General features: G+C 43.8%; 24 protein-coding genes. 13 read left to right on the top strand and 11 right to left on the bottom strand.

Annotated elements, in window-relative coordinates; translation table 11 throughout:
- Positions 1–450: 450 nt before the first annotated feature.
- Together SGI98_08810 and SGI98_08805 are read left to right on the top strand one after the other, a co-directional pair.
- Positions 451–747 (top strand): hypothetical protein, encoded by a 297-nt coding sequence (locus SGI98_08810; GenBank protein ID MDZ4743500.1) that lies wholly within the window; start codon positions 451–453, stop codon positions 745–747.
- 21 nt (positions 748–768) lie between these two features.
- On the top strand, positions 769–1,263 hold the full coding sequence (locus tag SGI98_08805) for a PEP-CTERM sorting domain-containing protein (protein MDZ4743499.1): 495 nt from the start codon (positions 769–771) through the stop codon (positions 1,261–1,263).
- Positions 1,264–1,617: 354 nt separating this feature from the next.
- Here SGI98_08805 and SGI98_08800 read toward each other — a convergent pair whose 3' ends face one another.
- Positions 1,618–2,088 carry a ferritin-like domain-containing protein gene (locus SGI98_08800; protein ID MDZ4743498.1) on the bottom strand — a complete coding sequence of 157 codons (471 nt, stop codon included), beginning with the start codon at positions 2,086–2,088 and terminating at the stop codon, positions 1,618–1,620.
- Between the two features lie 223 nt (positions 2,089–2,311).
- Between SGI98_08800 and SGI98_08795 the strand changes: the two genes are divergently transcribed.
- From SGI98_08795 to SGI98_08745, 11 genes are read left to right on the top strand one after another with little or no spacing between them, the layout of a single operon-like run.
- Complete coding sequence (locus SGI98_08795) at positions 2,312–2,965, top strand: cytochrome c3 family protein (GenBank protein MDZ4743497.1); 654 nt, start codon at positions 2,312–2,314, stop codon at positions 2,963–2,965.
- Positions 2,962–6,228: a TAT-variant-translocated molybdopterin oxidoreductase gene (locus SGI98_08790; protein MDZ4743496.1), complete on the top strand. Its 3,267-nt coding sequence runs from the start codon at positions 2,962–2,964 to the stop codon at positions 6,226–6,228. Before SGI98_08795 ends, SGI98_08790 begins: the two co-directional genes overlap by 4 nt.
- A gap of 5 nt (positions 6,229–6,233) precedes the next feature.
- Complete coding sequence (gene nrfD / locus SGI98_08785; GenBank protein ID MDZ4743495.1) at positions 6,234–7,736, top strand: NrfD/PsrC family molybdoenzyme membrane anchor subunit; 1,503 nt, start codon at positions 6,234–6,236, stop codon at positions 7,734–7,736.
- 1 nt (position 7,737) lies between these two features.
- Positions 7,738–8,292 carry a DUF3341 domain-containing protein gene (locus SGI98_08780; protein MDZ4743494.1) on the top strand — a complete coding sequence of 185 codons (555 nt, stop codon included), beginning with the start codon at positions 7,738–7,740 and terminating at the stop codon, positions 8,290–8,292.
- The gene (locus SGI98_08775; protein MDZ4743493.1) at positions 8,289–8,909 is read left to right on the top strand and encodes a cytochrome c; all 621 of its coding nucleotides are present in this window, start codon (positions 8,289–8,291) and stop codon (positions 8,907–8,909) included. The genes SGI98_08780 and SGI98_08775 overlap by 4 nt, the downstream gene beginning before the upstream one ends.
- A gap of 3 nt (positions 8,910–8,912) precedes the next feature.
- Positions 8,913–10,124, top strand: a complete 1,212-nt coding sequence (locus tag SGI98_08770) for a hypothetical protein (protein ID MDZ4743492.1) — start codon at positions 8,913–8,915, stop codon at positions 10,122–10,124.
- Between the two features lie 8 nt (positions 10,125–10,132).
- Positions 10,133–10,531 (top strand): hypothetical protein, encoded by a 399-nt coding sequence (locus SGI98_08765; GenBank protein MDZ4743491.1) that lies wholly within the window; start codon positions 10,133–10,135, stop codon positions 10,529–10,531.
- A 2-nt stretch (positions 10,532–10,533) separates the two neighbouring features.
- Entirely contained in the window at positions 10,534–10,788 is a 255-nt protein-coding gene (locus SGI98_08760; protein ID MDZ4743490.1) for a cbb3-type cytochrome oxidase assembly protein, read from the top strand.
- Between the two features lie 5 nt (positions 10,789–10,793).
- Positions 10,794–12,293, top strand: a complete 1,500-nt coding sequence (locus SGI98_08755; GenBank protein ID MDZ4743489.1) for a cbb3-type cytochrome c oxidase subunit I — start codon at positions 10,794–10,796, stop codon at positions 12,291–12,293.
- A complete protein-coding gene (locus tag SGI98_08750) occupies positions 12,290–12,907 on the top strand; it encodes a cbb3-type cytochrome c oxidase subunit II (protein ID MDZ4743488.1) in 618 nt (205 codons plus the stop codon). The genes SGI98_08755 and SGI98_08750 overlap by 4 nt, the downstream gene beginning before the upstream one ends.
- 18 nt (positions 12,908–12,925) lie before the next feature.
- Positions 12,926–13,663: a cytochrome c gene (locus SGI98_08745; protein MDZ4743487.1), complete on the top strand. Its 738-nt coding sequence runs from the start codon at positions 12,926–12,928 to the stop codon at positions 13,661–13,663.
- Between the two features lie 48 nt (positions 13,664–13,711).
- On the opposite strand, the gene SGI98_08740 is transcribed toward SGI98_08745, so the two are convergent.
- The 10 genes from SGI98_08740 to coxB all read right to left on the bottom strand — a co-directional run bounded on the left by SGI98_08740 (position 13,712) and on the right by coxB (position 22,890).
- Complete coding sequence (locus SGI98_08740; GenBank protein MDZ4743486.1) at positions 13,712–13,993, bottom strand: hypothetical protein; 282 nt, start codon at positions 13,991–13,993, stop codon at positions 13,712–13,714.
- A 42-nt stretch (positions 13,994–14,035) separates the two neighbouring features.
- Positions 14,036–14,470 carry a DUF420 domain-containing protein gene (locus SGI98_08735; GenBank protein ID MDZ4743485.1) on the bottom strand — a complete coding sequence of 145 codons (435 nt, stop codon included), beginning with the start codon at positions 14,468–14,470 and terminating at the stop codon, positions 14,036–14,038.
- A 2-nt stretch (positions 14,471–14,472) separates the two neighbouring features.
- Positions 14,473–15,153, bottom strand: coding sequence for an SCO family protein (locus SGI98_08730; protein ID MDZ4743484.1), 681 nt, complete (start codon positions 15,151–15,153; stop codon positions 14,473–14,475).
- Positions 15,120–15,911 carry an ABC transporter permease gene (locus tag SGI98_08725; protein ID MDZ4743483.1) on the bottom strand — a complete coding sequence of 264 codons (792 nt, stop codon included), beginning with the start codon at positions 15,909–15,911 and terminating at the stop codon, positions 15,120–15,122. Before SGI98_08725 ends, SGI98_08730 begins: the two co-directional genes overlap by 34 nt.
- Before the next feature lie 2 nt (positions 15,912–15,913).
- On the bottom strand, positions 15,914–16,858 hold the full coding sequence (locus tag SGI98_08720; GenBank protein ID MDZ4743482.1) for an ABC transporter ATP-binding protein: 945 nt from the start codon (positions 16,856–16,858) through the stop codon (positions 15,914–15,916).
- A 483-nt stretch (positions 16,859–17,341) separates the two neighbouring features.
- The gene (locus tag SGI98_08715; GenBank protein MDZ4743481.1) at positions 17,342–18,013 is read right to left on the bottom strand and encodes a cytochrome c oxidase subunit 3; all 672 of its coding nucleotides are present in this window, start codon (positions 18,011–18,013) and stop codon (positions 17,342–17,344) included.
- Between the two features lie 145 nt (positions 18,014–18,158).
- Positions 18,159–19,058 carry a heme o synthase gene (cyoE, locus tag SGI98_08710; protein MDZ4743480.1) on the bottom strand — a complete coding sequence of 300 codons (900 nt, stop codon included), beginning with the start codon at positions 19,056–19,058 and terminating at the stop codon, positions 18,159–18,161.
- The gene (locus tag SGI98_08705) at positions 19,055–20,173 is read right to left on the bottom strand and encodes a COX15/CtaA family protein (protein ID MDZ4743479.1); all 1,119 of its coding nucleotides are present in this window, start codon (positions 20,171–20,173) and stop codon (positions 19,055–19,057) included. The genes cyoE and SGI98_08705 overlap by 4 nt, the downstream gene beginning before the upstream one ends.
- Positions 20,174–20,197: 24 nt before the next feature.
- On the bottom strand, positions 20,198–22,057 hold the full coding sequence (locus SGI98_08700; GenBank protein ID MDZ4743478.1) for a cbb3-type cytochrome c oxidase subunit I: 1,860 nt from the start codon (positions 22,055–22,057) through the stop codon (positions 20,198–20,200).
- On the bottom strand, positions 22,003–22,890 hold the full coding sequence (gene coxB / locus SGI98_08695; GenBank protein ID MDZ4743477.1) for a cytochrome c oxidase subunit II: 888 nt from the start codon (positions 22,888–22,890) through the stop codon (positions 22,003–22,005). Before coxB ends, SGI98_08700 begins: the two co-directional genes overlap by 55 nt.
- Positions 22,891–23,161 lie beyond the last annotated feature (271 nt).

The following is a 23,161-nucleotide window of genomic DNA, read 5'->3' as shown; positions in this document are numbered from 1 at the left end:
TTTTACAGGAACTTGCCTGTTCATATCTGCCTGCCTGCCTCTCAAAGCCGGTTTTTACAGTATTGAATTACTACCCAACCACGATTACCTCTACGGTTCAAGCGACGTAAATGATAATGGCTACACCGTAGGCACTGATATGCAAGGCGGCACATCAGGTTATGGTACTGGTTGGCTATGGACTCCTCAATCCGGCAAAACTTCCCTCGGTTATATGCCCTCCGGTCATTATGCGCCGATCAACTATTCGGGGGCCTCAGGAATCTCCGATGATGGTAACACGATTTCTGGAGGGGGATCCTCTAATACATATCCGGATCCTGGCGGATTTCGCCTACCGGGAGACTCTGAAGCACTCAAGTGGATCTCTTCAGAGGGATGGCAAGGATTAGGTGACATTCTCGGTGACAAATTCGCAAGTGCAGCATCTGGAGTCTCTGAAATGGACAGGTGGTCGTTGGATTTGGTGAGCCCCCCGGACCTAATGGCGAATTTTCTCCCGATGTCCGTGCAGCCATTTTTAACCCCAGAAATGTACAATATCTGGGAGTGATCGGATCCCATGTTTTAAGTTATGCCTATGGAGCAAACTATGATGGTACGGTTGTCGTGGGACATAATGACTTTAACGAAGCCTACCGTTGGACCCAAGGCACAGGCATGCAAAGTCTCTGGGATGTGGACGCTGGTACCTCTACAAGTATCGCCTACCGGACAAGTGCCGACGGGACTTTAACAGTGGGATGAGGAACAAGTGCCGAAGGGCAGGTGGCTGTTATATGGAATGGAACCAGCTTCACTAGCTTGGGCGATTTCGCCGGAGGAGCGGTTCATGCCACTGCTTTTGATATTTCTGCCGATGGATCATTGGTGGTCGGCTATGGAACAACAGCCGCCGGTCAACGGGGTTTGGTCTGGAGTCAGGCCCTAGGCCTCATGGATGCCGCTACTTTTCTTGCCACCCAATGGAATCTTGGCATCGAATTTGCCGGTTGGACAATTACCTCTGTGAGCGGAGTTTCTGCAAACCATCTCTGGATGACAGGAAGCGGTATTAATCCGCTTGGTCAAACCCAGTCTTGGAGTGCCACTCTGACAGCCGTTCCTGAACCCTCTTCTTATCTTATGTTAGGAATCGGATTATTAATGAGTGCTATCGGTTTAAAAATGAGTCGTAAGAAAAAAAACAAAGTCACATTAATGGACAAAATGTTTTTTCTTTCGGGAGAGAGAAGCACCGTATATCCCGCATACCGTTCCTAAAAGGATCAAGAAAATACTCCTGAAATCACAATTCAGGAGTATGCCCCCTAAAGAGGGGAATGTTATTTCAGCAATAGAAGCTGGTATCAAGGAAAGAGGAATTGAATCATTTATTTGAATGGCAAAAGCGGACATGCCAAAGAGAGAAAATAATATAATTGCAGTCAAAGGAAATACATTGACATTAAGCACCTGACCTAGGAGTCGAATTGATTTCATGATTCAAATAAAGCAGTAATATTTGTAAAGGAAATATTTTTTCGACAAGCGGTGTGATAAATTCGTTAAACGGCAAGTATTAAAAAAACCCTTGGGAGGATTACTCGCAAGGGATTTCTAGAGAATGGCTTATGATTAAGAATTATATTCACAAAGGAATCCCATGAACTCACGACGGTGTTCCTCTTCGCTTCCAAGTGTCTGAATACAAATATCTTGAGTCACATAATCACGCCCATCACACATTTTGATGATTTTATTATATTGGGCGATCGCATTTTCTTCGGCTTTAATAACACCTTTAATAACGTAGATAATATCCGTGTTCTTTTTCGGTGGTTGTAAAAAGCTTTGACTACGCACGAGTGCCAAAGAACCAGGAACACGTCCACCAATTGTTTTAATCCGACTTCCTAATAATTGGGCATGAGCGATTTCAGTCGTAATATCAGCAGCCAATGCCTTTTTGATCACATCAGAGCGGATCCCGTCCAAATCAATTGAATTAGCAATATAGTTCTGAACCGTTTCTAATTCCATGGAATAAGCGACACAAAGTTCGCGGATAATATCTGTATTTAAAGAAGATTTTGATTTTGTAGCCATGGCGGGAGAGTAATGGGTGTCCCTAGTCCCGTCAACGCAGAAAAAAACGGTTTTTCTACTTCAAATAGCTTATTTTATCATTTATTAAGACTGATTCTCATTTAGTTCTATTTCAAACAAATAAACAGGATTTTGAAGACATGAATAAAGTTTGTGAAAAAATTCACAAACTTCTTGCACAGTCTAATAAGACTAATTATATCTTCATCCGATAACTAAGAACATGGCTAATTTATTTCCACGTTGGACTAACATTTTACCCCTACAAATACTGGTTGTTTTGGGGCTCATCGGGGCTGCCGTTACGGTCGGCGTCTGGTATTATTTCACCCCGAAATACACACGGGTCGGGTACCAACCTGTTCAACCTGTACCCTTTAGCCACGCGCTCCATGTGAATCAATTGCGGATGGACTGCCGTTACTGCCACACTTACGTCGAGAAAGCGGCGCATTCGAATGTTCCGACGACTCAAACCTGCATGAATTGCCATACGCAGATCAAAAAAGACAGTCCAAAACTTGAGGCTGTCCGAGAGAGCTGGAGAACAGGTGAACCAATCCCATGGGTGTGGATTCATAAGACCCCGGATTATGTTTATTTTAACCATGCCGCGCATGTTAACCGTGGGGTTAGTTGCGTACACTGTCACGGAAATGTCAACAAAATGGAAGTCGTTTACCATGCCAAACCCCTATCCATGTCATTCTGTTTGGACTGTCACCGAGCACCTCAAGAGTTTATCCGTCCTGTCGCAGAGGTCACTAATCTCGACTGGAAAGCCCCCTCCCGGGAAGATCAACTGGTGATGGGCAAAAAATTGGTTCATGACTGGCAGGTAAGTCCTCCGGTTAATTGTCAAGGTTGTCACCGATGAAGAAAATAATTACACATCCACCTGAAGCACCTGTCGGCAAGCGCTACTGGCGTAGCCTTGACGAGTATTCGCACACCGATGAATTTAAGGAATGGCTTTCACGCGAATTTCCCCAAGGCGCAGCGGAGTTTACAGGAGACGATGTTTCCCGTCGAAATTTTATTAAGCTCATGGGTGCTTCCGTAGCTTTGGCAGGAATCGGTCTAAGCGGATGCCGCCGGCCTAGGACAGAAATAATTCCGTTTACGAAAACCCCCGAATTTCAGATCCCCGGCAAACCCCTGTCGTATGCGACATCAATTCCACGCCGTAACGGAGCCCTTCCCCTTCTCGTCACTACTTATGACGGGAGACCGACAAAAGCCGAAGGAAATTACACTTTCCCCGGATTAAACGGTTCCACTGACCAAATCGCACAAGCGTCCGTACTGAGTGTTTACGATCCTGACCGTTCCAAAGGGTTTGTTCTCGATGGAAAAGTCATTACTGAAGATGCATTTAATATTTTTCTCGAAGACTTCAAAAAAAGGTTCTCCCAAGGCAATGGTCTCGCCATTCTCTTAGATGAATCCAATAGTCCGACTCGTGCCCGGCTGATCGCGCAACTTGCTTCACTTTGGCCAAAAGCAATAATCTACAGCTATGACCCCGTCACATTTGGGCGGAACAAGGAAAAAGCTGACGCAATCGCCTATGGGGCAAATCAATCTTCTGTGCCCCTTTATGACAATGCCAAGATCATTGTTTCATTAGATTTTGATTTCTTAGGTTTTGTGGATGGCACACCGACAAGCGTATCCCGTTATTCTAAGAGCCGACGTATCACTAGTCCTGAGGATTCCATGAGCCGGCTTTACGCTGTCGAGCACCGTTATACCCTCGCAGGTGGAATGGCTGATCACCGCCTTCGTTTACCTTCCAGCCAAATTCCCGCTTTTACAGCATTATTAGCGACTGAATTAACCAAGCAAGGTCTCAATGTCGGAGCAAATTGTGATCAGTTCGCGCAATTTGCTCAACCCGATGATTTTAAACAAAAATGGATCCAAGAGTTAGCCGCTGACCTGATCAACCACAAGGGACAATCCCTCGTCGTAGCCGGCCCTAACCAACCCGTCGAAACCCATTTAATGGTTGCTGCGATCAATAGCGCACTTGGTGCCCTTGGGAAAACTTTGGTTACCCGAAAAAATGAGACTCCTTCTTATTCAAGTATTGTTGACTTGGCCAATGCGATTAAATCAAACTCTATTCAATCCCTCCTGATCCTGGGCGGCAATCCTGTTTATAACGCTCCCGCCGATCTCGGTTGGAGCAATTTGCAAAGGCAAGTCGCCGAAACCATTCATTTGAGTTTTGATTTTAATGAAACTTCAAAACTTTCTAAGCTACACATTCCTGCTGCAACTTATCTTGAATCTTGGGGTGACGCATTAGCCGAAGACGGCACTTATCTGAATATCCAGCCCCTGATCCTCCCTCTCTTTGATGGGTTATCGCAGATTCAATTGGTCGAGAGGCTCTTGGGACTACCGGGACTCGTCGCCCCCGATGCCGTCAAAGAAACATTTAAACAAATTGCCAAACCCTCCGACTTTGAAACAGCTTGGAACCGTTTTATCCACAGCGGCTTTCTCGAAAATAGTACTGCAAAGACAAGCGGATCAAGTGCCCAATTAAATGCCATCAATCAATCTCTAGCGAAACCGGGTGTTTCATTTGTCGCCCTCGGTTCCCAAGACCTTGAACTGGTTATTGAAGCTGATTATAGTGTCGAAGACGGTTCATGGGCAAATAACGGATGGCTCCAGGAACTCCCCGATCCCATTACAAAAATCACTTGGGGCAATGCCGCATTGGTCAGTGCAAATACCGCCAAGGCACTCGGCCTCAAAAGTTATACAAAAAAAGGAATTGATTATGGTGAATTCCTCAGGATTTCGGTCGGCGGTAACGATGTCCAAATCCCCATTCAAATCGCTCCCGGGCATGCGGATAATTCCATTTCCCTCTTCCTGGGATACGGACGCAAACTCGCAGGACGCGTAGGCGGGGTCGAGTCCCACCAAGTCGGGTTTGATGTTTACCCACTGCGCACTACAAATGCGGCAAGTATCATTTTACAACCCGCCATTCAAAAAATGGGAGGAGTTTTTGGCCACGCCATTACCCAACAACATTGGGCCATGGAAGGACGTGCCTTATTCCGTGAAAATACCATTGAAGGATTCAAAGAAGATCCCCTCTCAGCAAAAAAGATGGGGGTAGATGCCCATGTTCCTCCTAATATTTCCATTTACCAGAGCCCTCCCCTCACAGCCAAGCAACAATGGGCAATGACAATCGATTTGAATTCCTGCGTGGGTTGTAATGCCTGTATGATCGCTTGTCAGGCGGAAAACAATATCCCGATCGTAGGGGCTGAACAGGTCAAGAATGGCCGTGAAATGCACTGGATCAGGATCGACCGTTATTTCGCCGGACCTCAAGGCTCCGAAGAGCAGAATGACATCGAGAACCCTGAAATGGTCATGCAGCCCGTCGCCTGTTTACACTGTGAGAATGCACCTTGCGAAGTTGTTTGCCCTGTCAATGCCACCGTCCACAGTGAGGATGGATTAAATGTAATGGCATACAACCGCTGTATCGGCACACGTTATTGCGCCAATAACTGTCCGTATAAAGTCCGCCGGTTTAATTTCTTTGATTACAACAAGCGCCCGATCCAAGATCACCAGCTTTATCTTGGACCCATGGCTACCAAGAGCGAACAAGATACCGAGCTCTATAAATTCCAGCAGAATCCGAATGTCACAGTGCGTATGCGTGGTGTCATGGAAAAATGCACATACTGTGTCCAGAGGATTGAAGAAGCCAAGATTGACCAATTAATCAAGGCGAAGGATTCCAGTCCGGCAATCATACCGGACGGATCACTCAAATCCGCCTGCCAACAGGTTTGCCCTGCCGAAGCAATTACATTTGGTGATATGAATGATGAATCAAGTAATGTTTCGCGCAATTTGAAAGATCCGAGGAGTTATGCGCTCTTGAGTTATTTGAATACCCGTCCTCGCACATCCCATATGATGCGTCTGCGTAATCCAAATCCAAAAATGCCGGATGCAGCCAAAGTGGGTCTCATCAGTATCGAAAAAAATGATTCAGATCATGACGACCATACATTAAATCCCGAGTTGCCTGCCGGAGAGCAAAAACATGAAGCGGCGTCACCCGCACATGGGCAATCAAAATCACATTAATTCCAATGGCCACAGACTCAACAATTCATCAGACAGTCGCCTCACCCATGCCTTCCACAGGAGTCATGGATCGCGAGCCCTTGGTGACCAATCATCGCACCTACTCCTGGGTCTCAAATAAGGTCTGCGGTATTGTGGAAGGAAAAACACCGCTCTGGTGGTGGATTTCGTTTGTCATCTGCGCCATTTTAGGCACGGCCACTCCGATTCTGATTGCATACCAAGTTTCCACGGGTGTCGGTGTCTGGGGATTAAATCATCCGGTTGCTTGGGCTTGGGACATTACGAATTTCGTTTTCTGGATCGGTATCGGACATGCTGGAACCCTGATCTCAGCCATTCTGTACCTGACCCGTCAAAAATGGCGTACATCCATTAATCGGGCCGCAGAGGCCATGACGATTTTTGCTGTCATCTGCGCGGGCATATTCCCTGCATTCCACGTGGGGCGTGTCTGGATGGCATGGTTTCTGGCACCAATTCCCAACGCAAATGCCATCTGGCCAAATTTCCGTAGTCCCCTTCTCTGGGATGTGTTTGCCGTATCTACTTATTTCACCGTATCACTGTTATTCTGGTATACAGGATTGATTCCCGACCTTGCCTTGCTTCGTGACCGTGCAAAGACAAAAATTAAAAAGGTTGCGTACGGGATTTTAGCTGTCGGCTGGAGGGGTTCTAATCGGCAATGGTGGCATTACGAGAAAGCTTATTTAATTCTAGCTGGCATCTCGACCCCGCTTGTTCTTTCGGTACACTCCATTGTTTCCTTCGACTTTGCGACCTCGGTCATCCCGGGCTGGCATACAACGATATTTCCTCCTTATTTTGTTGCCGGGGCTATCTTTGGTGGTTTCGCCATGGTTTTAACCATCATGCTTCCTTTTCGTGCGATCTATGGGTTACAGGATATGATCACCCAGAAACACATCGATAACATGTGTAAAATCATCCTTCTGACGGGAACCATTGTTGGTTACGCCTATATTATGGAGTTTTTTATTGCTTGGTATTCAGCAAACCCCTTTGAATGGTATACGTTCCTCCACAGCCGTATTGCGGCTCCATTCTTTAAAGTTTTTGAAATCCTACCCTTTGAATGGGCCCAGAATCTTGCTGGACTCGGACATAACCCGGCTCCCTACTGGTGGGCCTACTGGCTGATGATGTCATTCAATGTCCTTTCACCCCAGCTTTTCTGGTTCAAATATTGCCGGACAAATCTCTGGGTCATCTTTACTGTGGTCATGATGATTAATGCAGGAATGTGGTTTGAGCGTTTTGTCATCATTGTCACCTCCTTGAGCCGTGACTTTCTGCCATCCTCTTGGGATTATTTCAAACCCACATGGGTTGATGTTATGACGTTCGTGGGGACATTCGGTATCTTTCTGGCCCTCTTCTTGCTTTTTATTCGTTTCCTACCGATGATTGCGATACAAGAGGTCAAAGGTGTCCTGCCAGAGGCAGACCCGCATTATCACCCCCCTGGAAAGGAGAAACACTAATATGACTCTGGATAAAGAAAAGAGTTTATATGCTTTCGGGGCGGAGTTCTCCAGCTCGGCTGAACTTTATCATGCTGCTGAAAAGGTACGTGACACAGGATTTAAACGTTGGGATACATTTTCCCCTTTCCCTATTCACGGGATGGAAAAGGCCATGGGACTAGGACACTCCTATCTGTCCTCGTTTTCTCTCGTAGGCGGAATCACCGGTCTATTAGTCGCACTCACACTCGTGGTGTATCCTTCCGTTATCGAGTATCCTCTTATTACCGGCGGAAAACCTTATTTCAGTCTTCCCGCCTTTTTTCCAATCATTTTTGAGATCACAATCCTTTTGACCGCATTCGCGACAATGATTGCTCTTTTCGGCCTCAACCTCCTTCCCCGCTGGAACCATCCGGTTTTCAACTGGGATCTATTCAATCAAAAAGCCAATGATGATGGTTTTTTCCTCGTCATTGAAGCCCGCGATAGGAATTTCTCTATCAATGCCACCAGCAAATTGCTCGAGGACTTGGGCGGGACAAATATCACACCTATCTATTGGGAATCATGAAATTTTTACGCTATTTCTTTTTTGCTTTTGTGTTGTCCGTATTAACGGTGGTCATCATTGCGGGCTATCGTGGCCAAATAACGACTAAAGAGCCGATCGAAATCTTTCCGGATATGGATCGACAGCTAAAGATCAAAGGGCAAACAACCAGTGAATTTTATGCTGATGGATATGCTAATCGTCCTGCGGTTAGCGGAACTGTCCCTCATGTGCCTGCTGCTATAATAAACTATGAAACAACTGGAAAAATGGGTAAGAATTGGGGAACGGGCATTCCGGTAAAAGTTACTTTGGAAAAATTAAAACGTGGTCAAGAACGTTATCAGATTAATTGCGCTGTCTGTCATGGGGCTTCTGGCAACGGTAAAGGAATCACGAGTCAATACGGACTTGTAGGCATCGCAAACTTGAATGATGACCGTCTCGTACAGATGTCTGACGGACAAATCTATAATACAATCGCCCATGGCATCGGAAATATGGGTGCTTATCCGCACATTAGCGTGGAAGACCGCTGGCTGATTATTGCCTACGTCAGAGCTCTGCAAAAACAACAGAAAATGATGGAACAAACAAATGTCACACCGGCAGCTCCGGTTACAGGACAGGCAAAGTAATTTATGAGTGACGCACATTACCATCAACCACAGCCCGAAAAGGTTCAATTGGCAGATTACTTTTTGCCAATGGTTGTCTGCATGATTATAGGCGTTGCCTGTTTAGTCGTAGCATTTGGTTCCACGGCTATCGGCATGTTTACTTGGAAAGAAATTTCTGTTTCATGGTTATTTGCATGTAGTATCGGTACTCTTTTATGTTTTGGTTCGTTCTTTTGGGTGCTTTTACAACACGTCACAAATTCTGGTTGGGGCATCTCTATCCGCCGTATCCCCGAATTGATTGCAGGGAATATTTTTATCATGGGTTTACTCTTCCTCGTGCCTATGGCGTTTTTGGCACCAAATATATATAAATGGATGAACCTCAATAGTCATGATGACCACTTACTCCACTGGAAACATGGCTTTCTCAATGAACCATTTTTCTGGACGCGTGCCGTTTTTTATTTTGTTGCGATTGGAACATTGGCATTCCTCTTTAAAAGACTTTCGACGAAACAGGATAAAACCGGTGATGACCGTTTATCCTTGAAGCTCCGTCATATTTCCTATTTGGCCGTCCCTCTTTTCGCACTGACAATGACTTTCTGGTCTTTTGATTGGTTGATGGGATTAAACTTCCATTGGTATTCCACCATGTGGGGTGTTTACGTTTTTGCCAGCTCTGCAGGGGCCTCCATGGCCTTGTTGATCTTAATTATTACAGGTTTACGTTCGATGGGTTATATGAAGGAAGTTATCAGCGATGAGCATTACCACCTGATGGGTAAATTGCTTTTTGCATTTACCGTATTCTGGGCTTATATCGCATTCAGCCAGTACATGCTGATCTGGTATGCAAATATCCCTGAAGAAACCATTTTTTTCCGTAATCGTTCCTCCGGAGGCTGGTGGTGGTATGCAGTAATCCTTTTTGCGCCGTGTAAATTTGCTGTGCCCTTTGTGTTACTTTTAACCCAATGGATCAAGAAAAAGCCTCAGTACCTCTGTTTGATTTCAGGATGGGTTATCCTGATGTTTATCTTGGAGATTTATTGGATTATCATGCCGGAATTCCGCGGCAATCGTATCATGCCAAGTATCCTCGATATTCTATCAATTGTTGCGGTTTTTGGAATTTTGTCAGCAGGATTTCTTAGGTCATTAGGAAAGTATAATATATTTCCTTTATTTGATCCCCGCTTGAAGGAGTCGGTAACTGTTAAAAACTAGATAAAATTATGTTTTTCACCACTGTAAAAGAACTTTTGAAAGCCAAATGGATCCCTGTAGTCGGGGTTATTTTGGGGATTCTCATTGGAATGTTATTAATGCCCACAATCACTGTTATTATCAGGAATTATCACAATTCTGCTCCTTCGGGGGAAATCACAGAGAACTCTGGATTAATCAAAAAACTACAATCATTTTTTGCAACAAAGAGCTACGATACCATTATCGAGGAACAACGCCTCAATAGACTCGATAAATTAGTGGAAACAGACAAAGCCGCATTAGTCGGTATTGATAATGCCATGAATTTAACCGTCGAAGAGTTATCAAAGAAGCAGATTCAAATTGCTGATTCAGCCACGAATGCTGTTCCTACATTAATCGTACCGGAATACCTGAAAAAATAAATATGAGCTTTATCACCATCATAGCAACATCCTTGAAACAAGTTGAGTGGCCAACGTCCATTAACGATGTAAACCCTTTTTTTATCGTGATTATTGGCGGCATGCTATTTTTCGGGGCATCAGCATTGTGGGCATTTTATTGGGCGGCAAAAAAAGGGCACTTTGAAAATTTCCAAAGACAATCAGAAGAGATCTTTGCCAAGGATGAACCGATCGGGACAGTAACAGATCAATTTCCGGTTAAGAAAAAGAAATAAATGCCATGAAAAACAGGTTTAAACTCTTATCAGCAAGTGCACCATCGGAAGTCCATACAGGTGGAGCTTCAACTATCCATCTCACAGACGATAAAATTGAACGTGCTGAGATTGATAAGTCCACGCGCATACCCGTACTTATCTACTACAGCTCAGCCATATTTTGGCTTCTATTTGGCACCCTCATGGCCATCATTGCCTCTATTAAACTCCATACACCCTCATTTTTAGGGGATTATTCATTTTTAACATTTGGTTTAGTGCGGTCCGCACACTTGAATGCCGTTGCTTATGGGTGGGGAGCAACAGCCGGTATTGGAACGGGCATCTGGCTTTTCTCCAGGCTCTGCCGTGCAAAACTAGTTAATCCCATTCTTCCTATTATTGCGGCCGTCTTTTGGAATATAGGAATAGCTGTAGGAATATATGGAATACTCTCCGGCGACAGCCGCTCAATAGAATGGCTTGAGGCCCCCGCCTATTCTACACCTCTGATTTTCCTTTCATTTGCCCTGATCTCTATTTGGGGTGTCCTCATGCTCTTTAAGCGCAAATGTGCGCATCTTTATGTTTCCATTTGGTATCTTTTTGCGGGATTCTTCTGGTTCCCATGGCTCTATGGAACAGCTCAAGTCATGTTGATTATGGAGCCCGTCCAGGGAACAGTCCAAGCCGCGGTAAACTGGTGGTATGCCCATAATGCCCTTGGTCTATTCTTTACTCCGATTGGATTAGCCAGCGCGTACTACTTCATCCCAAAGATTATTGGACGCCCTGTACATAGTTATTATCTTTCGATTATTGGCTTTTGGACTTTAGCCTTATTTTATAGCTGGAATGGAATGCACCATTTGATTGGTGGACCGATTCCCGTATGGATGGTGACGGCAAGTATTGTCGCCAGCTGGATGATGATTATTCCTGTGATAAGCACTGCCATTAACCATCATATGACGATGAAAGGCTATTTTGAACTCCTCAAATCTAGTCCTGCCCTTCGCTTCGTAGTCTTCGGAGCGATGATGTATACTGCCTCGAGCCTCCAAGGAATCACCATGGCTTTCCGCGATTTGAATAAAATCACACACTTTACTCAGTATACCGTGGGTCATGCTCACCTCGGATTATATATGTTTTATACGATGATGATGTTTGGCTCCATGTATTACATCGTACCTCGGTTGGTAAATTGGGAATGGCCATCGTCTACAATGATCAAAGTCCATTTCTGGTGCACAGCCCTTGGGAGCGGCTTGATGGTGGGCTCATTGACTGTAGGAGGACTGATTCAAGGACTTGCCCTCTATGATGCAAAAATACCATTCATGGCTATTGTAAGCCTTATGCAACCATTCCTCATTTTTCGCAGTATTTCTGGGATAATGATTGCCATTGGTCACATCGTCTTCGGTGTTCTCTTTATCATGATGATACTCAAAGTCGGATCAAAACAATCAGGTCCCACTCTCTTGAATGAAGTCGAGAATGGAGGCGAGAAGTTATGAATCGTATTCCACTCGTCTTTATAGGGCTATTTTGCACCTTTTTATTTTCATGGTTAGGGTTGGTTATTTCTCCATTTGTCCAATTCGGCAAACTACAGCCCTATGTCAATGATGATGGCGAAGTACTTCCCCACCCATTAAATGGTCTTGCACAACAGGGAGAGCTTGTCTATGTGGCTAACGGTTGTGTTTATTGCCATAGTCAACAAATCCGACCAGCCCAGACAGGATCAGATATTGAACGTGGATGGGGTAACCGTCAGACAGTCGCCCGTGATTATATTAATTTTAAGACAATATCATTAGGAACCATGCGCACCGGCCCAGATCTGGCAAATACAGGAGTTCGCTTACGTGATAAGCAATGGCACTATAAACACTTGTATAATCCGCAAATTACAACCCCTGGATCAACCATGCCACCTTTTGCATTCCTTTTCCAGAAGAGGCCAATTCTCGATGGAAAGTCATCAGTTGATGCAATTCAGATAGAAGGAGCTTATGCACCTCCTGCTGGATATGAAATCGTCCCTACCCCTCAAGCCATCGCACTTGTCGAATATCTCTTATCTTTAAAGATGAATTATCCTTTGCCCGAGGCACCTGTCGAATAACACTGATTAAAAAGCCGTATGACACCTGAAGAACTCAAACATAACGACCATGAAGAAAAACTCAAAGCAGCCGCACAGGCGGAAGCTGAGGAAAAGTATTCAATTGAGGAACTCCATCAAGCGGCTATGCGTGAAAATAATGATCCGGAGGAAGGGCTCGAGCCAATCCCCCTTTGGATTGTTGCCCTCTGTGGATTAGCTATCTTTGCAGGTGGTCTTTACTTAGGGAAATATAATGGTGGGTTCCAATCAAATGTTTTTAACGAGCGACAAGTAGTATTCGGCCCTGTCAAATCCACTGGCCCTAAACAAATCGATCCCATCGCCTCAGGAAAAAGGCTCTTTACCGCAAATTGCGCTACCTGCCATCAGGTCACTGGACAAGGTGTAGCTGGACAATATCCTCCATTAGCTGGTACCGATCAGGTTAACGGTCCCCAAAACCGTTTGATTCGTATTTTACTGCATGGTTTGAATGGACCAATAGTGGTCAAAGGAAATACCTACAATGGGAATATGGCATCTTGGAAAGATCAACTTACTGATCAGCAAATTTCATATATACTGACCTATATCCGTCAAGAGTGGGGTAATAATTCGGGGCCGATTTCGAAAGAAGCAGTAGCCGCAGAACGGGAACTTGTCAAGGATCGCAAACAACCATGGACATGGCCTGAGCTCTCTCAGGTTGCTGGCAAGGATTATCAAGATATAGCAACATCAACTCCTGCACCATCACCCACTCCAGCAAAATAATTCAAGATTTTTTTAATGGCTCAACAAAAGCATCTGTGTGCTTTTTACTCAAGCTTTGGAACTGACGGACTTACTTTTTCTTTTTAATACGTCGTCCCGCTCGGCTTCAACTTTTCTTATAGTATGATAGGAATACCGTCCTACCCCTGCGATCAGTCCCATAGGAAATAGCAGCATGAAAATAACACTATAAGAAAATCCTTTTTGCACATTCTCAATATTCTTATTATTAGTCTGGCTAGTGTATTTGCATCCCGGGCAAGCTTCTACCCCATTAAGAGCAAATGCCATTAATGACGCAAAAACCAGAATGATAATCTTATTTACCATGTCTATAGATTAACTCTTAAATATTATTGAAACAAGGCGATTTTAACGGACAGCACCGGAATAGTGGTAAAGCATCCAGTAAATGACGACTCCTGTAATAGAAATATACATCCAAACTGGCCAGACCCAACGAGCAATTTTTTTATGTTTCTCCCATTTTTTAGTATAGACGAACCAAAGTAATGAAAAAATAAATGGTAAAACCACTACTGCCAAAATGCTGTGACTCGTTAAAATGATTAAATAAACCGATTTTGACCAGTCCTCCAATGGATAACGTGTTACCTGACCAGCCTTCATATAATGATAATAAAGATAACAAGCCAGAAAAACGGTAGAAACACAAAAGGCTGATCCCATCATGATTCCATGGGCGGTTTTATTACCCCTTTTGATACAGATATAACCCGCACAAAGCAATATTGCGGTTATTGCATTCAAGGAAGCATTGATCGTAGGAAAGACGGACAGGTCCATTGTTAGTTCGACCCTCCTTCCCTCATGATGAATCCTATATCCAGAGTCAACTTCTGCAATGCTTCAGGTTCAGAACCATCATAATAACCCCTAATCATCCCATGACTATCTACAAGAACAAATCGAGAACTATGAAGATACTTGCCATTAGCAGGGACTGCCTCTGGAGGATTCTCATCAATAGGCAATAAAAAACTTTTAACAGCTAACTGGTGAATCTTTTTTAAATCACCTGTCAAAAATAACCACCTATCCGGATCCGCCTGAAATCTCTCTGCATATGTGGTGAGTACTTCCGGTGTATCAGTGTGAGGATCGATACTGAAACTCACTAACCTTACCTCTTTTGTTTTACGAAGGATTTTTTGTAGCTGTGCAAATTGTCCTGACATATTCTGGCAAATCCCGGGACATTCTGTAAAAATAAAATTTGCCACCCAGACTTTCCCCTGGAGATCCCTATTGGTGATCGTCTTCCCACTTCTTTCTGTAAATGAAAATGGTTCAATCGTCCTGAGGGCAGGCAGATTACCCTTTGATGTCAGGTAAATGGAACGCCAATAGCGATAAACTGAAAATGTCAAAACACCCACAACGAAAAAAATCAGCACAGTCCAAATGATGGCCTGAAAATAAGGATTCGGAGGCCTTACGCTTTTCGGTTTATTTTTAATGTCATCCATACGCTGATAGCAAGTAGCACAATGCAAGAGATTATTGTTACTGTCAAAGACAGACCGAATCCAGGTAAAACCACACCCGATTTCACCGGATCAAAAAGTACCCACCGCACGGTGGCTAACGCATAATAAAGAGGGTTTATTTTTACTAAAAACCCTATCCAAGGAACCGATCCCTCTGGAGGAAAAAGGGCTCCTGAAAGAAACCATAACGGGATTAAGAAAAGATTCATAATCGCATGAAATCCCATTGCAGAATCCAATGGCCAGGCAATCACATAACCAAGTGCGGTCAATCCGATCCCTATGAGAAAAAGCAAACCGATCAATAAAATGAATTGCGCAGGACTGACACTAATTCCGACCATAGGAGCAAATACACAAAAAAGTAGGGCTTGGATTAAGGCCAATAATGCACCACCCAAAACCTTCCCCCCTACAATCGCCAAAGGATGTACCGGTGAAACAAGTACTCCTTGTAAAAATCCCTCACGCCTGTCTTCAATAATGGATATAGTCGAAAAAATCGCTGTAAAAAGGACAATCAATACGAGTGTACCGGGAAAGAAATAGCCAAGATAATTCCCCACCGCCTCACTACCACCTGGGCGGAAGGAATTCCCCACTCCAGCCCCGATCAAAATCCAAAATATAATCGGTGTCAAAAGCGCCCCAATTACCCGGTTCCTTTGCCGGACAAATCGCACCATCTCCCTCGTCAGGAGAGCCAAACACGGTCTTATGATTAACAAATCTCCCATATTTATTTTTCCTCTCCAAAGTTTTTCCCGGTCAGTGCAAAAAATGCGTCTTCCAGCCCTGATTGCGACAATGTCATCGTTTCAATTGTTCCGCCAAATTCCCGGCTCACAGCAGCCACAATATCTCCCCCGCTGCCATTGCTGATCTCTACCCTCAGTCCAGAATGGCTAACTTTTGATTTAAGGGAAAATTGCCCGGATAAATAATTTGCAATGTCATCAGGTCGTGGTGTTTTTAATGTGAGAATCTCATGTGGGAATTTTTTCATTAACTCAATGGGTGAATCACATGCCACAATCCGCCCTTCATCCAGAATAAGTACCCGGCTAGATTTCTGCGCTTCATCCATTAAATGGGTGGTCACCAGAATAGTCACTCCTTCTTCTTCGCAGAGTTGGAAAAGGCATTCCCACAGCTCAGACCGTGAACGCGGATCAAGACCTGTACTGGGCTCATCTAAAATCAGGATTTCAGGTCTGTGTAAGAGGGCTTTGGCCATTTCCACACGCCGGGCTAACCCGCCTGAAAGACTTTCCACAAAGTCGTTCGATCGGTCCTCCACCCTGAGTCGTTTGAGCCAAAAATCAATTTGATCATTGGCTTTGGAAGTCGGCATTCCATAAAGGGCAGCTTGGCAACGGAGATTTTCTTTGACAGTAAGTTTTTTGTCGAGTCCTGGGGATTGAAAGACAACCCCCAAAAGGGACCTCACCTTTGCCACTCCAGAATTAAAATTTATCCCTTTACAGATAATCTCCCCGTCTTGAACAGGAACGAGGGTAGATAAAAGTTTAAAAAGTGTTGATTTTCCACTTCCATTTGGTCCGAGAATAGCCAATACCTCCCCTGCACGAACGGAAAAAGACACTTCATTGAGTGCCTTCCTCGACCCGTATGCAAAGGATAATTGACGAACCTCTAAAATCATGCTGACTTCATTCATCATATAATTATCACTGTTTCCAATTTACCAAATTCCATGTCAAACGAGATTAACCCAAATAAGCCAGACTATTCATTCAAAAAAGCCCGAACGCACCTAAAACGAGCTCTTTCCTTAAAGTGTCCCCTTTGTGGTTCTTACCCCATATTTCCTGAAATCAGAAAAACTCGCACTCTTTTTAATTGGTTTCAACCTCTTGATGGTTGTCCAAAATGCGGGTATGCATATGAGCGCGAACCAGGCTATTTTCTTTTGGCGACATGGGGTGGGATCTACGGGTTCGGTTCGATATTCGGTCTTATTCTATATGTTATTATTGTTGTAATTATCAAACCCGACATCTACTGGATCTGGGAACTGGCTATCATTTGTTTCATTTCAATGATCTTCTGCTTCCTCATTGCGCGTCATGTTAAATCACTTTTTATTGCTTTAGACCGTTTTTTCGATCAGGACTCCAAACACTAAATCCATATAGCTCGGTGCTTAGAATAGACCCCAAAGCACTTTACCAATAGGCATCAGAATATGGCCAACCAAATCAAAATAAAGTAAGCTAAATAAGCCTACCCACACAATATCAACAAAGTGCCAATATAATCCTGCGTTATCAAAAAATAAATGCCGCTCCTGTGTGAACTTCCCGCGCGATACTCCGATAAATGTCCAAATGAGCAAAAGCACACCGACAATCACGTGGACACCATGAAACCCAGTCAACGCAAAAAATGTCGCACCATAAACCCCATCTTGGAAAACAACATGCTTATGGTGAATCAGGTAGTTCCACTCATAGGCTTGCCCACAAAGAAATACACTTCCCATCAGGATGGTCACAAACAACCACTTCGCGGGACTCTTACCGGATTTGATCGCCACCTCGGCAAAATGAAACGTAAAACTGCTTCCTATCAAGATCATCGTGTTGATCGCCATAATGATATTAATCATGGTGGGAGGCATGTGAAACATATAGGAGTATTCACCGACAGCGGGCCATACAGGGGCTGTCCATCGCAGCACAATATATGCTCCGATCAACCCCGCAAAAAGCATCGCCTCTGAAGCAAGAAAAAGGATCATACCGAAGCGTGCGCGGGTTTTTTCCGCCTTAAGTTCAAATTCAATTTCATCAACCGATAATGTTGCCGGGGTCATAGGTATTTCCTCAATAGGGTTTGTTACTGACAAACAAAATACTTAATACAAACAGAATAATCATGAATATTAGCATCCCGATGGCCATATTCCTCTTCCTCTTTTTGAGTGTATTTTCTTTTAAATTCATAAATTACTTTTTCCATTAAAATTTATTCAATACTAACCATGCCAAAAGCAAGGGCAGGTAGATTATGGATGCAATAAAAAGTTTCTTTGCCCGTACATTATCAGGTTTCCTCATAAACTGAAAAGCCATCCAAGCATAAATAAGTCCCAGAATAAAAGCCCCGGGGAAATACCATGCCCTGACCATTAGATACATTGAGGGAAGCAGACTCACAGGTAATAATGCAATCGCATAAGCAAATGACTGTCGTGAGGTCGCCAGACCATCTTGATCCTCATTAGCCAACATTTTAAGCCCTCCACGCTCATAGTCATCTTTATAAAGCCATGCAATCGCTAAAAAATGAGGCATTTGCCAGAGGAAAAGGATTGCAAAAAGATACCATGCCTCAGCAGAAAGTGTCCCGCTAGCCGCAGTCCATCCGATGACAGGCGGGAGTGCCCCTGGAACAGCCCCCACCAAGGTATTCAATGAGGAATACTTTTTCATCGGTGTATAAACAAAAACATAAAGTGCCAAAGTCAGCGCGGAAAATGCCGCAGCCAAATGATTGACTGCAAATCCTAAGACAAGCATTCCTGCAATCGAGGTAACCAAAGCAAAAAGTAGCACCTCGTCAGGGTTTAATCTCCCAGCCGGCAAAGGGCGGTCGAGTGTTCTCTTCATTCTTGAATCAATGTTACGCTCAATGAATTGATTAAAGGCACTCGCCCCGGCAGCCACCAAAGCTGTCCCTACCATAGTACAGAGCAGTATCCCTAAATCCACTTGGTTACGAGCCCCCAAATAAAAACCAGCCCATGTGGTCATTAAAACCAAAAGGGTCAACCGTGCCTTACATATTTCACTCCATTCCTTCACCCACACTTTAATGGGGGAAAAGAAGGGGATTGATTCGATTGTTTGGGCCTTCATGCGTTTTGCCCTGTTGGATTGAGTTTTATATCCAAACTTTCAGAAACCCCAGAATCCATCTGGTTTATCGCGCCACCGGATAAACGGAAAAGGAGAATGGTCGTTAAAGAAACCTCTAACAGCAGGATTGCCCCTAAAAGAACATGTGCCGTGGCGATGTCAGCAGCTTTATCTGAAATAACAGTCCATACGCCAAGCGCAAATTGCACAAGGACTGACAATACCAAGATAAGGGAGACAAACCATGCAAAGGAATTCCTCGGCACAGCTTTGATTATTTTGATGGCATAGATCATGGTGGCAAACACAATGAGACAAGCAGTAATCCTATGTGTCATATGAAGATATATTTGGACTTTACTTACAGGCATCATATTTTTTAACAAGCGATTCTCATTAATGCTTCCCATTGTGGCCAAATCTGTCTTTGGCCAAAGCTTCCCATAGGCAAGCGGAAAATCAGGAATCGCCAATCCATTATGTTGGTGCCTCATTGAAGCACCGATGATGAGTTGAATGAAAACCACGATTGTAAGAATCACTCCAAATTTTAAAAGGGTAGGATTTTTCATAATCCCTTTTGAAAACCGATTAAGAATATCCATCTTTTCCCATTCCATCCACGTCTTCGAAAGACACAAGGTAATTGCCGCAGTTAAAACAAGAAAAACTTGAGCGACAAAACCATGAACAAGACCGAGGTAATTATTGAGCTCAGTCACCCTCAAACCACCCAAAATACCTTGGATAATCACCAAGATCAAAGCAACCGTCCCCCACCAGCAAAGCCAAGTACGCTCTTTACGTTCCGGGCTGAACCACAACCAAACACATAACCCAATCATTAAAAAACCAACACCACTGGCTACCACACGGTGAGTATGTTCATAAAAAATCGCACGATCCCCAAACCACCGAGAGAAAGGAAAAAGAAACATATTATATCCGTAACTTGTAGGCCAATCGGGTACTGCCAAACCAGAACCGGTACTTGTCACTATGCCACCTATACAAATCAGGATCAAAGTGGCAAAAACACAAAAGAAAGCGTACAGATGAAGTAATCTGCGGGACATACCATAAAAATAAGCACTTTCATTCATGTCTTGATTCATACAATCCCAGATATTGCTCTCACACTAGTGGGCAGCAGCAAGAGCCTTTGTCATTTTCACTGTCTCTTCCTCGTCAAGTTTCTGATCCTGCGGGAGGAAATCCTTTTCTAATCCAGGCACACTATATTCGTATGGGCCATGATAAACGGTAGGGATTTTTTGAAAATTACCGTGACCGATTGGGTGGGAAAGGGTCCATTCAAGCGTGGTTGCTTGCCATGGATTCGGCTCAGCAGGTTTACCTTTAAGTAGGCTGCGGAAAAAATTATAGAAGAAAATCAACTGAACAAGCCCTAGTCCCATTGCCGCCAAGGTAACAAATTGATTAATTGGCTGCAAATTGCGCAGGTGTTCGTAGACAGTTGGATCAGCAATACGACGCATCATCCCCCCCAAACCGAGGTTATGCATTGGGAAAAAAGTAAGATTGAAGAAAATTAAAGTCAGCCAGAAATGAATCTTGCCTAAAGTTTCATCAAACATTTTTCCAAACATTTTCGGATACCAAAAATAAACTCCAGAATACATTGCAAACATGGATCCCCCAAAAAGAACATAATGAAAATGGGCAACAACAAAATAGGTGTGGTGTACAAATAGATCTACAGGGGTAGATGCCAAAAAGATACCACTCAAGCCACCGATAATAAACATTGATACAAAACCCAAAGCAAAAAGCATAGGCGTATTAAAGCGTATATTCCCCCCCCAGATGGTCCCGAGCCAATTAAAGACTTTAATTGCAGAAGGAACGGCAATCAACATAGTCGAGGCAGCAAACCATTCTGATAACACAAGCGACATACCACTGACGAACATATGGTGACCCCAGACAATAAACCCTAATAAACCGATTAAAACCATTGCATAGACCATGGCCTTATAACCAAATATCGGTTTCCTTGCGAATGCTGCTAAAACGTCTGAAACAATACCCATCGCAGGTAAAATCATAATGTAAACCTCGGGATGCCCGAAGAACCAAAAAAGATGCTGCCACAGGAGTGGATCCCCTCCTCCTTGGGGAAGGAAAAAACTCGTTCCATAATTCAAATCAAAATAAAGCATGCATCCAGCTGCTGATAGGACTGGGACTGCTAAGAGAAGCAGGACGGAGGTGACAAAAAGCGACCAAACAGTCAAAGACATTTTAAAAAGCCCCAGGCCTGGTGCCCTCATCAAGAGGATGGTCGTTATATAATTGATCGCGCCAGCAATAGAGGCCAAACCGTTCACAAATATCCCTAAAATCCACAGGCTTTGCCCCTGTTGTGTGAGGTTATATGTAGCGACAGCACTGAGGGGGGCATAGGCTGTCCAACCAGAATTTGCCGAGCCACCCGTCACAAAAAAACTAGAAAGCATGATGGCTCCAGAGACAAAATACAGCCAATAAGAAACCCCGTTTAAAACAGGAAAAGCCATGTCTTTTGCTCCAATGTGGAGTGGTATAAGGAAATTACCGAATGCACCAATCAAAAGGGGCATAATAACCAAAAATACCATAATTGTGGCATGCATGGTAAAAAGCATGTTGTAAAACGCTGGCTGTATAATCGCATCTATCACATAAGGTTCTCGTAGGAATTGTCCAAGTATCGGGAGTGGAGTATTTGGAAAACCAATCTGCCAACGAACAAGTAAGGCTAGAAATCCGCCAATCAAAAGAAAGAACAGGCTAGTAAAAAGATATTGTAAACCGATCATCTTATGATCAGTTGAGAAGATATAAGTCCTAAAAAAACCTAATTTATGCTCTCCATGGGATGCATCGGGCTGTGGTGTATGTGATTCTGTTGTCGCGATACTGCTCATAAAAATGCCTCGTTTTACTGTTTGATCATGACTACCGGTTGCGGTTCTGGTAAAAATCCCTGAAGCCATTTCTTGTATTCATCCTCTGTAACAATTGAAATTTTGGCCTTCATATTATAGTGGCCTTTCCCGCACAGCTGGTTGCAAGCCAATTCATGGTTGCCCACTTCGGTAGTAACAAACCAAACCCAGTTAATCGTCCTACCAGGGACCATGTCCTGATAAAGACGGAAAACAGGAACATAAAAAGCATGAATGACATCCCGAGAACGGATAAGAAGATGTATTGGTTTCCCCACGGGGATCGTCATATCATTGTAGGTAGTAAAGTCATCCTTACCTGCTGGATCATTGGCATCAAGGCCCAATTTATTATCTTTAGACATTGACGAATCTTCAGCCTTACCGAGTATACCGTCAGGCCCGGGATAACGCATATTAAAACCATATTGTTCCGCTGTTACCTCAATGGTAATCGCATCGGCAGGCGGGGTTTCATGGAATTCTTTCCAAACATGATTACTCCAAAAGAATAAACCAAAGAAAATAAGTGTCGGGGTAATTGTCCAAATAATTTCGAATTTATTATTCCCGTGGCTATAGACAGCCTTTTTTCCCTTTCTGTAACGGTATTTTACACAATAATAAATTAACAAGATTTGTGTAACTATAAAAACAACTGTAGTCAGCCAAAAGATGAAATAAAAGATTTTATCCGCTTCTTGACCTCTGGTTGTAATGACTGGCGGCAACCACCAGAGGTTGTCTGTTCTTGCTGCGGCCATCAAATCGCCTGAAGTCAAGGTAATGGCTGCTATGAAGCCTGATATAAAGAGAATAATCCAACGTCTAGAAATCATCTTGTTAATCGTTAATTTTCGGGAAGTAAAAGTCAAGGACACATTGTGAATTTTTTCACAATCTACAGACGGTTTTAACCATTTTTATCTTGTTTTGACTTTAAAAACATTCATTTCTCTATCCTTTTTGAGTATTATATTCTACGTGTAAAAGATTTTATCATTATCTTCAAAACTTGGTAGCATGCGTGTCGCCTCAAAAATAAATGACACCGAAGAGGGGGTAGAATTAGACATGACACCCTTGGTTGTCCAGAGGCGTACCACAAGATGCTGAGGAGCGCAAGGAGCCCGAAGGGCGACTGGAGCGACG

Source organism: Verrucomicrobiota bacterium (assembly GCA_034440155.1).
Classification (GTDB): domain Bacteria; phylum Verrucomicrobiota; class Verrucomicrobiia; order JAWXBN01; family JAWXBN01; genus JAWXBN01.
This window is presented reverse-complemented; position numbering and strand designations above follow the sequence as displayed.